Below are 13869 nucleotides of genomic sequence, written 5' to 3'. Positions count from 1 at the left end.
TTTTCATGATATTGATACGAATATCCTGTTAAATTGAAGTTGGTCACCGTAGTAAACAGTATAAGGCTAAGGGAACCTAGTATATAAAAAATAAAAATATGTCTGGTTTTAATTTTTGAAATGAGATTCACTCCAAACTTCTAATGATTTAACGAACACCACCCGGTCCTGCCCGAGCCCGTCATAGTTCTGATGAATGGGAATGTCGTTTATCACCATGTCCCCGTCCTTCATTGTAAAACCCATTCTTTTATGAAAGTTAATAGAGCCGGTATTCACAGGCGAAGTCACACAACTCACTTCTGTACACCCTTTTTCCTTAACTGCTTGAAAAAAATGTTCATACAGTGTTCTTCCGATACTTTTCCTGCGCGCGTTTGGGTTTACCCCTACAAAATGTATGTATGCTTGGTGTGAATTGGATGGAGAAATAAAACCTATTACAAACCCAATGGTCTCTCCGTTTTCTTCTATAATAAAACTCGTATCTTTAAAATGATGAATGAATAATCGTGGCAGCATGTCAACCATATCCCGTCCGCCCCACCAAGTGTTGAGGTTGGTGGATATTCTGAGAAAGTCTTCGTCTTTAATGTTTCTTATTCTCATACGATTGCCCCCTCTATCTCACCTCGTATGTAATCTCTAACACTAGTTAACTCTTCCTTTTGAAGTTCTCTTACTCTGATTCCCTGATAGCTCTCTACCACTTTACGGATGGTCTCCTTGTATTCTTGCGGGAAAAAAGTCAGCCCATATTCGCCCGCTTCTAGTTTGGAGGAGATTACTCCCTCTTTTATGTACCAATACACTCTTATCAAGTTCAGCACACAATATACCGGGTCCGCCTCTACGTTTTTTAAACAATCCTGGTAGTCTGCAAGGATAGAAGATAAATAGTGATCTCGTGGAATGACGGGAAAAACATCATCTATCGGAGGACCTTCCCAGCAAATTCCTCTATGATTGAGTATAGTGAGATGGGCTGCCAGATCAGGGTCCACTTTATGATTAAGGTTAATAGCCTCGTATTGACCTGTTAACAACTCTGTTTCAAAACTTTGCCTCCACCCTTCACTAAAGTGGAATTCATAGGGACTTGGATGAGTCCAGTTTTCAAGTTGCTTCTGTGTTAAGAAACTGACTTCAATCGAATATGGGTCGTTAGAATTGGCTAGCATGAAATTTGCTAGTTCGCATTGCGTAGAGATGTCCAGCGATTGTTTAACTACTACCAGTAGGTCTACATCACTTCGATGAGGATTAAAGCCGCCCATAGCCAACGAACCATGAATATAAATGCCGATAAAATTTTCTTCTATGATGTTTTTAATTGAATTGGTTAATTTGTTAAAATAGTTATCCATATTCATATCTTAAGCAAACCCTTCCGCCATACGAATCAATGCTTTTTTACTTACTTCCTTTGGCGTTAATTTGTAAAAGTAGGTGATTTGGTAATGTACATCATTCTCTTGCCAAGCCAAGATGCTTTTTCCTGAATCCTTCGAGATAAAGGTTCCTCGACTATTGTTTATTTGAACTTCTTCTCCCACTAATTCATCAAATGATTCTTTTGGTTCTTTTCCTATATAAACTTCCAATGTCTCTTTGTTTATATTAGTCAATGTCACATTCAACTTTTCTTTCTCTTTTTCAAAGTTGCGTTGACTAACTTCCAATCCTTTAAAAGGCATTTCCATTGGCACTTTATTTTCAAAGGTTAGGGATGCTGCAATTGATTGGAACGTTTCATGGTCATATTCATACAACTTTCCTTTCCAAGTTGACCAACCAACTATTAATCCCACTAAAAAGGTCAATAGTATTGCCATGCCTGTAATCTTTCTTTTAGTCATGTTGCTTCACCCCTAACTATTCAAGCGTATCAACCCTATTAAATGGATAATACCTCAGGACTACTTTCCCCATCACGTTTTCTTTTGGAATAGAGCCAATCTCACGGCTGTCCCTGCTTTCATTGCGATTATCCCCCATGACAAAAACATGACCTTTTGGTACCGTCACTTCTTCAAACGGATAAAGCATTTCTTCTTGAAGGTACTCTTCTACCAGCGCTTCACCATTGCGATAAACAGTTCCACCGCGATATTCCAACTTATCACCCTCAACACCAATCACTCGCTTAATCCAGTAATTGTTTCCCTGGGTTTTATCCAGCAGAGCGTTTACTAGCGGACTCTCCTTGAAATTATCTGTTAGGCTTCTTTCGCGCTCCACCCGACTATCAATGACAACAATATCATTGTACTTTGGGTCGATCCCCACCATGTACCCGCTTTTAAAGATTAACACTTTATCACCATCATCCTTGTTGCTCCAGATATCCTCCCCATCCAATGTCGGTTCCATGGAGCTCCCTTTTACGGTAAACGGCTGCATCACCAATGCGCTGACGAGGAAAGCGAAAAAGAGGCCGATTACGCAAGCCTTCCCCCAACTAAACAATTCTTTTTTAATTTTTTCTGTTTTCATATGTATCACCCTTATTTTCTTTAAGATAATGCCTGTCCTTGTACTACGTTTTTAAAGGAAAAAAGGTTCTAATTTCCAATGATTACTTCACTGTTTTTTCAACTATTACACTTTTCAACTCTTCCAAACTACTAATCACCAAATCTGCTTGTGCTAGCTCTTCTTCTTGGGCAAAATCAAACCTGCATCCAATTGCTATCAATCCATTTCCTTTTGCCGCATTTATATCGGATAGTCGATCCCCAACAACCGCACCATGTTGTATGGAATACTTTCTCACTATCTCCCCTACAAGCTTTGTTTTGTCCAAGGACTCAATTTGATTGATACTGAAGACCTCTGTAATCCACTTCGTCAAATTATACTGTTCTACTATTGCACGAAGATAAGGCGTTTGCCCGTTGCTTGCTATGTAAAGATCAACATTTTGCTTCTTCAGATACTCTAGAACTTCCTGTACTTTTGGGTACAGAGCTCCATTGCCATTGTTTATATTGTTTATTAGCTTTTCATGGAAAATCTCGTTTGCTGTGTTCCTGACTTCAAGTGAATGGGAAGGCAAAAGTGTCTCCCATACTACTGGTAGGGGAACTCCCATAATTCTCCTGTATGTATCAATGGGAGTAGGCTCTTCTTTCTCTCAAACATTCATTTCCACTAACAACTTGAATGTATCATCTAAAGCAAACTCTAGTATTCTATCTGTTTGAAAAAGAGTTCCATCCATGTCAAAGATTATTGCATGCATTGTTTTTATGCTCCTTTATCTTGTTGTTTATTTTTCTTGAAGAAGGGAGGTATCTAATGTTTTGGCTTCGACTACCAACGCAAGCATCCCGCTCTCGCTTCCTGATTCATGCCATTCACCTTCTTCCCACATGACTCCTTCTCCACTTCTTATGGAGATTCTTTCTCTGTCTGTACCAGTTACCCACCCTTCTCCTTGGACTACAATGAACAATTGCTGTACAGTTGCCTGATGATATCCCACTACACCACCTGCATCCAATTGAATAAATCCGATACTATTCTCCTGCTTGTTTCTACTAACTTTTATAAAATGGGCAGCCTGTGAATCGTAATGTTTTATTGGGAAACCTACTTCTTTGTCAAATCGGAAAAATTTCATTGTATACTCCTTTCCAATTACACATTTCTAAACAAAGCTCCCTGCCTTCTTGCAAGCCGCTCCATCACATTGACCAGTATCAGGGCAATGATGAAATACGCAACACCTACCATTAACTCATTTAACAAGAGTGGACTTATTGCGTTGTATTCCAACTGATAAATGGACCGGATTGCTTCTATGCTGTTAGTAAGAGGCAATACTCTTGCCACGGCTTCCATCGGTCCAGGAAGTAGACTGACCGAAAAGTTCACTCCACAGAATACCTGAAACGAGGCGATCATGAAATTCAAGAACAGGTTTACATTGGAGAACAATAAACTTACACATGCAAAAAGCAGTGAAAAACTTAATAGAGAAAACATAGTTACTACAAATAGGAGTAGCAAGTGACCAAACTGCTCCATCGGTAGTTCAACTCCAAACAAAAATCTCGCGATGACTAGCCCTACTATAAAAACAAACAATCCATCTAGTAAAGGTACGATAGCTTTCCTTGAAATAATTACAAAAGTGGAGGTCGGGGAAGCAACATTCAACTCCAATGTTCCATATTGCCTCTCTCCCCTGAACATGGACATAAAATTAATCATCATTGTCCGGCCGGTATAGAAAATAACGTTTCCAAGTACAACATAGGACAAATACTCCGGACCCGCAATCGCAATTACTAATGTTGCAAAAAATAAATAGTGCATGAAAGGATCTAATATCCTAAAGAGTATAAACAATCTCAGTGTTTGAAAAGAATAGAGAGCTTTATAAGATAGATAAGTAAAACCATATTTGTTTAGCAGTATCATCTATATCGCCCCCAGACTGCCATGGTTTCTTAACACCATTTCCATTTTTTTAATGATGAGAACGGAAAGGAGAAAATAGACACCACTTACCAGCAATGCAATGATCATGGTAGTAAACATTTGCGGTGACAAGACAAGCGTCTCATATACCCCCTGAATCCCCCATGTCATCGGTATGACATAAGCAACTGTTCTAAAAATCCACGGCAAACTGTCCACTGGCACAAATACCCCACATATTAAAAGTACCGGGATCAAAATTAAGTTCTGATAATCAAATACATTTTGAAAAGCAACAAATACGATGGCAAGTATCATGCCTACGACACTCAAGGAAAACAACAGTACCAGAACCGAAAGGAAGAAGAGCCAATAGTCCTGAATGCCAATCGGCAATTGAAAAATGAATCTTGCATATACGAAACTAAGAATCATCGATAAAAGAGCAATAAATGCATTGCTGATGGCCTTTGTCAATATAACTTGGAATAAGGATACAGGAGCTGCAATCAAAAGCTTCAGCGTGTCACTCCACTTTTGGGATATCAACGCCGAGCCTGAAGAATATAACACATAGCTCCACATACTGATTAATGCAGACGCCACCACAAACTTTTCCACATTCACGCCACCTCGCATCTGCTGAAGAAAGTAGACAATTGCCAAGAACATCAACGGCTGAAAAAACAGTAAAAACTGATACATTTTGTTTTGAAAGTTAGTAAAATATTTTAGCTCTCTCACTAATAAGTAGAAAAAGTTCATGCCAGTCACCCCACATCCTTCATATGGTGAACATATGCATCTTCTAACGATATCTCACGTCGTTCAAGCTTAATAACATCGCCATACTTTGCTAGATATTCTTTCAATTGATCCAAATGGGATTGTTTTTCTTCCACCTGAAACATAACAGAGTAATAAGGAGCTTTAATTTCTGTCACTTCTACTTGTTGCAGGTATTTATCCTCTTTTAGTTTGCCAGTCTCATAGACTTGCATCGTAGCTTCAAACAGCTTTAGGTGGTTGCAACTCTCTTTTATATGTGTCGGATCCCCAATCATACTGATTTCCCCATTTTTAATAAAAGCAATTCGATCACAAAGCTCATCCGCTTCCTGCATGTAGTGGGTTGTTAAAATGATAGTAATACCTTTTTGGGCAAGTTCTTTCACAATATCACGGAGAAGCCTCGCTCCAATTGGATCGAGCCCTATTGTCGGTTCATCAAGGAAGATGATTTTCGGATCATTGATTAAGCAACGTGCTATATGTAGTCGTTGTACCATTCCTTTAGAATATGTATGTATTTTCTGGTTTGTTGCCTCTGTTAATCCTACTAATTCAAGTAACTGGGAAATAAGTTGGGATTGTTCTTTGTTAGGGATCTTATATAAGGTACAAAAATAGTGCATATACTCTTTGGCAGTAAGGCGCCCGTAAACTCCTCGCTCCCCTCCATAGACGAAATTTATTTTGTCTCTAATTTTACTACTTTCTTTTACCACGTCATAACCGAGCACTTTGACGCTTCCTGCTGATGGTAATAGCAACGTGGTCAAAATCTTTATTGTGGTGGTTTTTCCTGCGCCATTCGGTCCAAGAAGTCCAAATACTTCCCCTTCCATGACCTCGAAGCTTATTTGATTAAGCGCCGTCTTTTTATCCCCCTTCATTTTGTATGTTCGTGATAAACTCTCAACCCCAATTACTTTTTTCATATTTTTGGCCCCATTCTGAAAATTATAACTGTAATTATAGAGAAGATGGGGTTAGGTGTAAATATTTGGTTTTATTTTTTAGGGAAAATAGGAGTTTTCTATCAATTTATTAATGTTCATCTCCATCAACACCTTTTATTGTCCAAAACTCACTGTTTACTGTCGGTTTGGAATAAAATACTGTCCAAAATTTAAAAATACGATCCAAAGTGAACCATTTACTGTCCAAACTCATCACAATACATGCCAAACAACACAGTACGACAAATACCTACATTGATAAAATATTCCCAACACAAAAAAGCCGAAGAACAAAGTTCCCCGACTATTTTGCGTAATCCACTTAACCTAACACATCCGTAATCCCGTCCATATTCTCCGAGATCCATTCCACTGCCACATCCAGGTTCTCAAACTCTTGAACCTCGAATGTCACTTCATCCTGAAACAGCCATACATCTTTGTCATCATGATTGATGCCACCAATCGACCAGTGCAACAGGCTGTAAGGATGATTATGATTTAAGAATGATGCCCACGTTTTGGATTGGGCCACATTTTTCAACGAGTTGATTTTGCCCCCATTGCTCATTTTGCTCCCTCCACTACTAATAAACTCATTCGTGGATTCAAGATTTGACTTGGACATTTCAGCATGTAACAGTTTGCACTTTCCACAAAATCAACTGTCATGTCTTCATCAAAAAAGAGAAGCTTTGATTTTTCCATTAATAATGGTCCTATGTTTGTTTCTAACTCTACATCATCATCGTCTTTTTCAGGTGTGATCCATAATGCGGAAACTCCACTAACGACACATCCGCATCCATCTGTATCATATTTTAGCTTTAACCATTTTCCTTCTTGGTTTTCAAGCTTTGCTTTTACTCTTTCTGCTGCTTTCTCTGTAAACGTTACTTTCACGTTTCATGCCTCCAACTGTTTCATTGTTAGCCTGATTGTACCATATATTGTTCATTAGTATAACTAGAAGGCATTTGGAAAGGATGGTAGTGGATAAGTTCTTGTTGTCAAAATGGATAATTGTAGGTACGATACTAATATCTTTATTAGAAGGAGGAGATTACCAATGTCAAAAGTAACAATTAAAGTAATGGATAACGGAGGCTTCCGTGTAACAGGTGATGTAGAGTTAATTGATGCAGAAGGAAACAAGTTCGAGGACAAGCCCGCGTTCACTTTATGCCGCTGCGGGCTTTCTAAAAAGCTCCCTTATTGTGATGCTTCCCATAAAGGGAATTTTGAATCCTGTGTTCGGGCTGCCCAAGTATTGAATGACTGATTTGGTGCAGCCGTAACAAGTAAAGCTTGGAGGGGGAAAACTCTCTCCCCCTCGTTGCTATTATGAAAAATGTAGTCGCTGGAGTTTTGGAAGGTAAAGGGACAAAAAGAAGGAACGACCCAGACTAAATATAACAAAAGCCAGCCAGATTCCCTGATTTTGAAGCGTCGGGACGAATAACCAAATGAGCAGCAAAAATACAAGTAGTGCAAGAAAGATAGAATCTCTGATAGACTTTGCGTCTGTCGCCCCTGAAAATATACCTTCTAGTTGCAACCCCCAAAAGCCCACAAACGGAAAAATTATCATCCAAATTAAGTTTTCAATTGCCATTTCCTTGACCGTGACAATATTGGTAAACAATCCGACAACACTATCTCCAAAAATCACAATGAGGAAGGACAGTATAACAGCAGTTCCTAACCCCCATATTACAGACAGTTTTATAGCTCTTCTAAAAAGTAATGAATCTTTTCCTCCTACTGACCTGCCCGTCAAGATACTAGAGGCATTTGCAAATCCTCCAATCAAATAAGCCATTATATAATGTATTTGTAGCAGAATTGCGTTTGCCGCCAGTGTTACTTCTCCCATACTAGCACCCTTTGATGTGAAAATTCCGGTCATGATTAACAAACATACCGTTCTTAAAAAGAGGTCTCTATTTACTTTTACCATCTTCATCAAAGGTTCCGGATCTAGTATCATTCGAAGCTTTACGTTGGAGATCCCTATTCTGTTATGTCTGGCAATGATAAATCCACCAAAGAGAACCGCACTTATTTCAGAGATAAGTGTGGCATAGGCTACCCCCGCTACCCCCAGTCCTAAAACCAATACAAATATGATGCTTAGGACTATGTTCATCATATTCATAACCAGTTGAGTGGCAAGCGAGAGCCGTACCTTTCCCATTCCGATTAACCATCCAATAAATACATAACTCATAAGGATAAACGGCGCACCCCAAACGCGAATGGAAAAGTAGGTGGAGGCGAAGGAAGAAACCGCTTCGCTCCCTCCAATCACATTTAATGCAATATGTAGGATAGGCTTTTGAAAAATAATGAAAAGCAAGCCGAAAATAATAGCGATAATCATCGGCCTTAGTAAAGTTAAAATAGTTTCATTGGTATTATTTGAACCTTGTGCCTGTGAAGTAAAGCCACTTGTACTTACTCTTAGAAATCCAAGTAACCAGTACATAGTATTGAAGATGACAGCACCAATTGCCACTCCACCTATGGCAGAGGGATCAGGCAGCCTACCAACAACCGCCGTATCGACCGCTCCGATTAGCGGTGTGGTAATACCCGCAATAATTAGGGGAAAAGCCAATGCTACATACTGCCTGTTACTAAAGGCTGATTTCTCTTTTGCTACTACTATATTCATTCTTTCTTTTCCTTTCTGTCCTTAAAACGAAGCAGCCTTAATTAGTGCCTTCGTATACGGATGCCGATTATCGTGGTAGAGGTCTTCCAACGGAAACCGGTCCACTACGATGCCATCTTTTAAGACGATTATCTGGTTGCATAAAAAGGTTACAGCTCTTATGTCATGCGAAATGAATAGTATTGTCATGTCTGTTTTTTCTTGTAAGTCTTTTAGTAACTGCAGGATTTGCTTTTGGATGGTAACATCAAGGCTTGCGGTAGGTTCATCACAAATTAGAAGGCCCGGTTCTAGACTTAGAGCCCTGGCAATACTGACTCGTTGTTTTTGTCCTCCACTCAACTCCCCTGGAAACCGCTCCAACAGATGCGTGTCTAGACCGACCATTTCAAGGAGTGCCCTCGCTAATTCTTTGCGGGATGCCTCTTCTCTATTTAGGAAAGATGGCTGAACTTCCTTAAAATTATCCAGCGGTTCCATTATGCTTTTCCATATTGGAAGCTTGGGATTAAGCGTGCTGTTGGCATCCTGGAACACCATTTGGACTTGTCTGCGATACTCCCGCAACGCATCTTTCTTTTTGGGCACAATTTGATTCCCATTAAATGTTATGTGCCCCTCCCTATAAGGTTGAAGACCTAATAGTACCTTTGCAAGCGTACTCTTCCCACTGCCGCTTTCCCCTACAATTCCTACACACTCACCTTTGTTTACAGCGAGGGACACATTATCTAGAGCTTTAACCCCTTTGGAATAACGGATGGAGAGATTTTCTACGATTAATTGACTCATATGGACATCACCTTCTCGTTAGTTGGCTCCGACCGCCTTTCTTCTCCCGGTAAAGCCAATAGACAACCGCATAATTTTTTCGTATATGGGTGCTGATGATGACAGCGAATCACTTCAGGAGTTCCAGTTTCTACTATTTCACCCTGTTCCATCACATATATCCTGTCCGTCCGCTTGTAAGCTTGAGTAAGATCATGTGTGATCATCAAAACGGCACACCCCGTCTCTTTGCTCATTTTTTCAATGTAATCCAATACTTTTTCCCCGCTCATAACGTCAAGGGCAGTAGTCACCTCATCACAAATTAGCAACGATGGCTTCAACGCAAGGGACATCGCTATTGCAGCCCTTTGCACTTGTCCTCCACTTAATTGAAAAGGGTAATTACTATAAACTCTTTCTGCTTCAAGTCCCATTTCGGCAAGCACCTCCAAAGCCACAGCTTTTGCTTCATTTTTTGATAGAGGATTATGTACCTGTATGGTTTCAACCATTTGTTTTCCTATGCGGATAAAAGGCGTGAAACTTCCTCTGTAATCTTGAAAAATAATGCCTATTTCTTTCCCGAGAAGCTTTCGGTGTTCCTGACGTGACAGACCTAATAGATTTCTATTTTTATAGAGAATCTTCCCTTTTGCGTTCATTTGTCCTGGAAGAAGGTTCAAGATTGCTCTCGCCGTCATGCTTTTCCCGCAACCACTTTCGCCTATCAATCCAATCATTTCTCCACTAGCAACCTGGAGATTTAATCTGCTGATGATTACCTTAGACTCTTTGTGTTTTTCCACAATTAGGTCTTCAATAGTAAGCAAAGGTTCACTCATCGCTTATCACTGCCCTTTCTAATGTCAAAGTGATCTTTTAATCCATCTCCCAATAAATTGCATGTTAAGACCGTTATCATGATGGCAAGCCCAGGATAAATCATTAGGGAAGGCACTGCTTGAAAATATCCTCGTCCTTCATTCAACATAGCTCCCCATTCCGGAATAGGCGGCTGTGCTCCAAGTCCGATGTAGGATAAGGCAGAAATCATAAGAATCACCTTACCTACGTCAATGGCTGCCATCGCAATGATCTCTGGCAATACTTGTGGAAAAAGATGCATACGAATGGTTTTCCATGTACTAGAGTGAGAAATCTTAGACACAAGAATATACTCTTTTTCCTTTTCTGCCATAACCAAACTTCGGACCACCCTCGCATACATAATCCACCTTACTAAAATGATGGCGAGCACAATATTGGTCAGGTTCGGACCCAATATGCCGGCAATTGCTATCGCCAAGATAAAATCGGGAAATGCCAAAATGCCATCAATTATTCTCATGAAAATGGCATCTACCTTTCCTCCCAAGTAACCGGAGAGAAGGCCAATGGGAACACCAATTACTATTGCAAGGAAAATCGCAAGCAATCCAAGCCCGATGGTTAACTTTGCTCCATACAGAATTCTTGAAAAGACATCTCTGCCCAATTGATCTGTCCCAAGCCAATGGATGGATGAAGCCTCTTTTAGCCTATTTCCCATATCTATCTGGAAGGGATCATGGGGAGCCATCACGCTTCCAAACAAAATGACACCAGCCAGTACGCTTGCAAGTATGGAACCAATCACTAGATTAGGATTGCGAAGAAGACTAGTGTTTTTCCATTTTATTGTCATGCTTTCCATTAACTTATCTCCTTTCCATACCTAATCTGTGGATCTATGATCAAATAGAGAAAATCTACAATTAAATTGGTCATGACCACTATGAGACCTACCACCAGAATGTATCCTTGTATTAGCGGATAATCCCGTTGCATCACTGCTTGTACAATCATTTCTCCCATACCCGGCCAGGAGAATAGTATCTCAATTACGGTGACCCCTCCGAGAAGACTGCCAATACTCAATCCAAACATAGTAACAAGCGGAACGAGACTACCGCGTAAAGCATGAAATAAAAGGATCCTCCCTTTTCCCAATCCCCGGGCATAAGCAGATTCGATATATGTACTTTGCAAGGTAGAAACGAGTCTTTCCCTCAGTAATTTTATATATAAAGGCGCCATTGCGACCCCAAGAGTGATAGAAGGCAGGACAAAGTGGGTAAGTGTTCCCTTTCCCATAACAGGCAGCAAGTTCCACTTTAATGAAAAAAAGTAGATGAGTAGTAACCCAAGCCAAAAGCTAGGAATGGATGCACCGAGTATGGCAAACCATCTACTTATATAATCCGGCCATTTTCCTTCATATACCGCTCCTAGTACACCAAGTGGTACAGCAATAACAAAAAGAGCAATCAGGCCTCCTACGGATAAGGCAAAGGTCGCTGGGAGTTTATCTAAAATTATTTCCATTACAGGCCGTTTAGAGATAATAGATTCTCCTAAATCTAATTGCGCTACATTCCATAGCCATTGAACATATTGGATGACAATTGGTTTGTCAAATCCATATTCCTTCATAACCCTTTCCTTATCCTCTGTGGTCGATATAACATCATCCACTTTCAATAATGCCCTGACCGGGTCTCCCGGGGTTATTTTCATCAGGACAAATGTTATAAAAGAAAGGATCAAAATCATAATAATCAATTGAAACAGCCTTGAGCCGATAATAGAAACAGCCTTTCGCATTTTCCCACCCACTTCCAATCATGAAGAAAAGTGAAAGCATCTATGATACTTTCACTTCATCATTTTATTTTACATCCATCTTGTTTGTTATAAGATAATATTCCTCTGATCCTGGCTCCCAATCTTTCACTCTATCATTTACACCTACGATAATATGCGGGTGTAAGATGAAGGAATGAGGAACCTCCTTCTGAATGATACTCACAGCTTCCTTCTGTAGTTCCATCCTCTTTTCTGGATCTGCTGTAGTGTTTAGTTGTTGAGTTAGTTTGTTTAATTCCGGAATATTAATCTGGCCAGGATTCAATGCTCCTTCTGGCAGATAAGCAACATTAAGGAAATAACCGCCATCCCCTCGAGGAGCTGTCAGGTTAGAGTATGTCACCATATCCCATTCATCTTGTTGCTCCCATAAATAACTATCAATACTTTCAATGGTGATAATTTCTATATTAATCCCAACAGATGCAGCCTCACCCTGCAGGTATTGAGCAAGCAAGGGAAGCTCAGGTCTTCCTGGATACGTCGCCAGTTTAAGAGTAAGCACCTTTCCGTCTTTTTCCATCTTTCCGTCCGCGTTCTTCTGATAGCCCGCCTCTTTCAATAGCTCTTCTGCCTTTTCCGGGTCATAACTGGTTGGTTCCGTTTCACCTGCAAACGCAAAGTTAGGATTAAATGGACCAGCCGCCTCTGTTGCGTGACCATTCATTATTTCTTCTACTGCTACTGGACGGTTCACCAATAGGTCCAATGCTTTTCTCACATTTACATCCTGCAATGCAGAGTTAGCATTGTTATAGAGTAGAAAGTGAACACGAAGACTTGGTACCGACTCAACCCTTAGCTTATCGTTGCTTTCAATTGGTTCCAACGACTCGGGAGGAAGATGATAGGCAATATCTGCTTCACCAGATTGAAGGGCGAGTGCTCGAACGTTTCCATCAGAATTAAATTTGATTTTGACTTGCTCTAACTTAGCTGCTCCGTCCCAATAATCTTCATACCTTTCTAAGTTCACTTCCGTTTCTGAAATGAAACTTTCAACCTTAAATGGTCCAGTCGCTATCGGCTGCTCTCCAATATTTTCAGCATCCGCTTTAATGATGGAGGTATTGGTATGTACTAACTCTGAAAGAAAGGCAGGATATTCCTCTGTGTTGACGAACGTTATCTCCTGACCGTCTGCTTCCATTGACTCGATTTTCAGACTTGATGAAATTGCTTCATTCGTTTCCAGCACCCGTTCAAAGGAAGCTTTCACTGCTTTTCCATCCACTGGTGACCCATCATGGAAGGTGACACCCTCCCTAATTTTGAACGTCCAAGTTTTTTCATCTTTTCTCTCCCAGGCTTCTGCCACCCATGGCTGAATTTCCAGGTTGTCATCAATTCGAACCAATGTTTCTGCCACTCCAGCACGCACTCCCATCCAATCCTGATGCGGATCCATTGTTTCGGAAGCAAAACTGAATAGCATCGTTACAGACTTTTCACCGGATTCTTTTGATGTTGTCTTTTCATTTGCACTACTGCAACCTGTAATGATTAATAACATGACGATTAAAATGGAAAATACCAATGACTTTTTTGATTTCATATTTTTCT

Annotated in this window: 17 protein-coding genes and 1 pseudogene; 1 reads left to right on the top strand and 17 read right to left on the bottom strand. The window is 40.2% G+C overall.

The window, feature by feature from the left end; genetic code table 11:
- Positions 1-108 precede the first annotated feature (108 nt).
- The 11 genes and pseudogenes from FZC76_RS10975 to FZC76_RS10925 all read right to left on the bottom strand — a co-directional run bounded on the left by FZC76_RS10975 (position 109) and on the right by FZC76_RS10925 (position 7073).
- On the bottom strand, positions 109-609 hold the full coding sequence (locus FZC76_RS10975; protein WP_148988229.1) for a GNAT family N-acetyltransferase: 501 nt from the start codon (positions 607-609) through the stop codon (positions 109-111).
- Complete coding sequence (locus tag FZC76_RS10970; protein WP_148988228.1) at positions 606-1373, bottom strand: aminoglycoside adenylyltransferase domain-containing protein; 768 nt, start codon at positions 1371-1373, stop codon at positions 606-608. The genes FZC76_RS10975 and FZC76_RS10970 overlap by 4 nt, the downstream gene beginning before the upstream one ends.
- A 3-nt stretch (positions 1374-1376) precedes the next feature.
- Positions 1377-1859, bottom strand: coding sequence for a DUF4367 domain-containing protein (locus tag FZC76_RS10965; RefSeq protein ID WP_148988227.1), 483 nt, complete (start codon positions 1857-1859; stop codon positions 1377-1379).
- A 16-nt stretch (positions 1860-1875) separates the two neighbouring features.
- On the bottom strand, positions 1876-2496 hold the full coding sequence (gene lepB, locus FZC76_RS10960) for a signal peptidase I (protein ID WP_148988226.1): 621 nt from the start codon (positions 2494-2496) through the stop codon (positions 1876-1878).
- Positions 2497-2578: 82 nt separating this feature from the next.
- Positions 2579-3244 (bottom strand): annotated as a pseudogene (locus FZC76_RS10955) (HAD hydrolase-like protein).
- 27 nt (positions 3245-3271) lie between these two features.
- Entirely contained in the window at positions 3272-3625 is a 354-nt protein-coding gene (locus FZC76_RS10950) for a cupin domain-containing protein (protein WP_148988225.1), read from the bottom strand.
- A 17-nt stretch (positions 3626-3642) separates the two neighbouring features.
- The gene (locus FZC76_RS10945) at positions 3643-4428 is read right to left on the bottom strand and encodes an ABC transporter permease (RefSeq protein ID WP_148988224.1); all 786 of its coding nucleotides are present in this window, start codon (positions 4426-4428) and stop codon (positions 3643-3645) included.
- Positions 4429-5193 (bottom strand): ABC transporter permease, encoded by a 765-nt coding sequence (locus tag FZC76_RS10940; protein WP_148988223.1) that lies wholly within the window; start codon positions 5191-5193, stop codon positions 4429-4431.
- A gap of 5 nt (positions 5194-5198) precedes the next feature.
- A complete protein-coding gene (locus tag FZC76_RS10935; RefSeq protein WP_148988222.1) occupies positions 5199-6149 on the bottom strand; it encodes an ABC transporter ATP-binding protein in 951 nt (316 codons plus the stop codon).
- A gap of 343 nt (positions 6150-6492) precedes the next feature.
- Positions 6493-6741, bottom strand: coding sequence for a DUF2552 family protein (locus tag FZC76_RS10930; RefSeq protein WP_148988221.1), 249 nt, complete (start codon positions 6739-6741; stop codon positions 6493-6495).
- Positions 6738-7073, bottom strand: coding sequence for an iron-sulfur cluster biosynthesis family protein (locus tag FZC76_RS10925; protein ID WP_148978202.1), 336 nt, complete (start codon positions 7071-7073; stop codon positions 6738-6740). The genes FZC76_RS10930 and FZC76_RS10925 overlap by 4 nt, the downstream gene beginning before the upstream one ends.
- A 166-nt stretch (positions 7074-7239) precedes the next feature.
- Here FZC76_RS10925 and FZC76_RS10920 point away from each other — a divergent pair, with 166 nt between their 5' ends.
- Entirely contained in the window at positions 7240-7452 is a 213-nt protein-coding gene (locus FZC76_RS10920; RefSeq protein ID WP_063560517.1) for a CDGSH iron-sulfur domain-containing protein, read from the top strand.
- Positions 7453-7512: 60 nt separating this feature from the next.
- Here the strand turns inward: FZC76_RS10920 and FZC76_RS10915 are convergent, their stop codons facing one another.
- The 6 genes from FZC76_RS10915 to nikA all read right to left on the bottom strand — a co-directional run bounded on the left by FZC76_RS10915 (position 7513) and on the right by nikA (position 13861).
- A complete protein-coding gene (locus tag FZC76_RS10915; protein WP_148988220.1) occupies positions 7513-8847 on the bottom strand; it encodes an MATE family efflux transporter in 1335 nt (444 codons plus the stop codon).
- Positions 8848-8868: 21 nt separating this feature from the next.
- Complete coding sequence (locus tag FZC76_RS10910; RefSeq protein WP_148988219.1) at positions 8869-9639, bottom strand: ABC transporter ATP-binding protein; 771 nt, start codon at positions 9637-9639, stop codon at positions 8869-8871.
- Positions 9636-10463 (bottom strand): ABC transporter ATP-binding protein, encoded by an 828-nt coding sequence (locus FZC76_RS10905; protein ID WP_148988218.1) that lies wholly within the window; start codon positions 10461-10463, stop codon positions 9636-9638. The genes FZC76_RS10910 and FZC76_RS10905 overlap by 4 nt, the downstream gene beginning before the upstream one ends.
- Positions 10460-11314, bottom strand: a complete 855-nt coding sequence (gene nikC, locus FZC76_RS10900) for a nickel transporter permease (RefSeq protein WP_148988217.1) — start codon at positions 11312-11314, stop codon at positions 10460-10462. The genes FZC76_RS10905 and nikC overlap by 4 nt, the downstream gene beginning before the upstream one ends.
- The gene (gene nikB, locus FZC76_RS10895) at positions 11314-12264 is read right to left on the bottom strand and encodes a nickel ABC transporter permease (RefSeq protein WP_148988216.1); all 951 of its coding nucleotides are present in this window, start codon (positions 12262-12264) and stop codon (positions 11314-11316) included. Before nikB ends, nikC begins: the two co-directional genes overlap by 1 nt.
- A gap of 64 nt (positions 12265-12328) precedes the next feature.
- Positions 12329-13861 (bottom strand): nickel ABC transporter substrate-binding protein, encoded by a 1533-nt coding sequence (gene nikA / locus FZC76_RS10890; protein WP_148988215.1) that lies wholly within the window; start codon positions 13859-13861, stop codon positions 12329-12331.
- Positions 13862-13869 lie beyond the last annotated feature (8 nt).

This window comes from Sutcliffiella horikoshii (assembly GCF_008180725.1).
GTDB classification, from domain to species: Bacteria; Bacillota; Bacilli; order Bacillales; family Bacillaceae_I; genus Sutcliffiella_A; species Sutcliffiella_A horikoshii_B.
Note: the sequence above shows the minus strand (reverse complement) of the source record. Positions and strands in the feature narration are given on the sequence as shown.

Excerpts from the sequence above, each read along its gene's own strand:
- FZC76_RS10975 (WP_148988229.1), bottom strand. The coding sequence starts at position 609 with ATGAGAATAAGAAACATTAAAGACGAAGACTTTCTCAGAATATCCACC.
- FZC76_RS10970 (WP_148988228.1), bottom strand. The coding sequence starts at position 1,373 with ATGAATATGGATAACTATTTTAACAAATTAACCAATTCAATTAAAAAC.
- FZC76_RS10965 (WP_148988227.1), bottom strand. The coding sequence starts at position 1,859 with ATGACTAAAAGAAAGATTACAGGCATGGCAATACTATTGACCTTTTTA.
- lepB (WP_148988226.1), bottom strand. The coding sequence starts at position 2,496 with ATGAAAACAGAAAAAATTAAAAAAGAATTGTTTAGTTGGGGGAAGGCT.
- FZC76_RS10950 (WP_148988225.1), bottom strand. The coding sequence starts at position 3,625 with ATGAAATTTTTCCGATTTGACAAAGAAGTAGGTTTCCCAATAAAACAT.
- FZC76_RS10945 (WP_148988224.1), bottom strand. The coding sequence starts at position 4,428 with ATGATACTGCTAAACAAATATGGTTTTACTTATCTATCTTATAAAGCT.
- FZC76_RS10940 (WP_148988223.1), bottom strand. The coding sequence starts at position 5,193 with ATGAACTTTTTCTACTTATTAGTGAGAGAGCTAAAATATTTTACTAAC.
- FZC76_RS10935 (WP_148988222.1), bottom strand. The coding sequence starts at position 6,149 with ATGAAAAAAGTAATTGGGGTTGAGAGTTTATCACGAACATACAAAATG.
- FZC76_RS10930 (WP_148988221.1), bottom strand. The coding sequence starts at position 6,741 with ATGAGCAATGGGGGCAAAATCAACTCGTTGAAAAATGTGGCCCAATCC.
- FZC76_RS10920 (WP_063560517.1), top strand. The coding sequence starts at position 7,240 with ATGTCAAAAGTAACAATTAAAGTAATGGATAACGGAGGCTTCCGTGTA.
- FZC76_RS10915 (WP_148988220.1), bottom strand. The coding sequence starts at position 8,847 with ATGAATATAGTAGTAGCAAAAGAGAAATCAGCCTTTAGTAACAGGCAG.
- FZC76_RS10910 (WP_148988219.1), bottom strand. The coding sequence starts at position 9,639 with ATGAGTCAATTAATCGTAGAAAATCTCTCCATCCGTTATTCCAAAGGG.
- FZC76_RS10905 (WP_148988218.1), bottom strand. The coding sequence starts at position 10,463 with ATGAGTGAACCTTTGCTTACTATTGAAGACCTAATTGTGGAAAAACAC.
- nikC (WP_148988217.1), bottom strand. The coding sequence starts at position 11,314 with ATGGAAAGCATGACAATAAAATGGAAAAACACTAGTCTTCTTCGCAAT.
- nikB (WP_148988216.1), bottom strand. The coding sequence starts at position 12,264 with ATGCGAAAGGCTGTTTCTATTATCGGCTCAAGGCTGTTTCAATTGATT.
- nikA (WP_148988215.1), bottom strand. The coding sequence starts at position 13,861 with ATGAAATCAAAAAAGTCATTGGTATTTTCCATTTTAATCGTCATGTTA.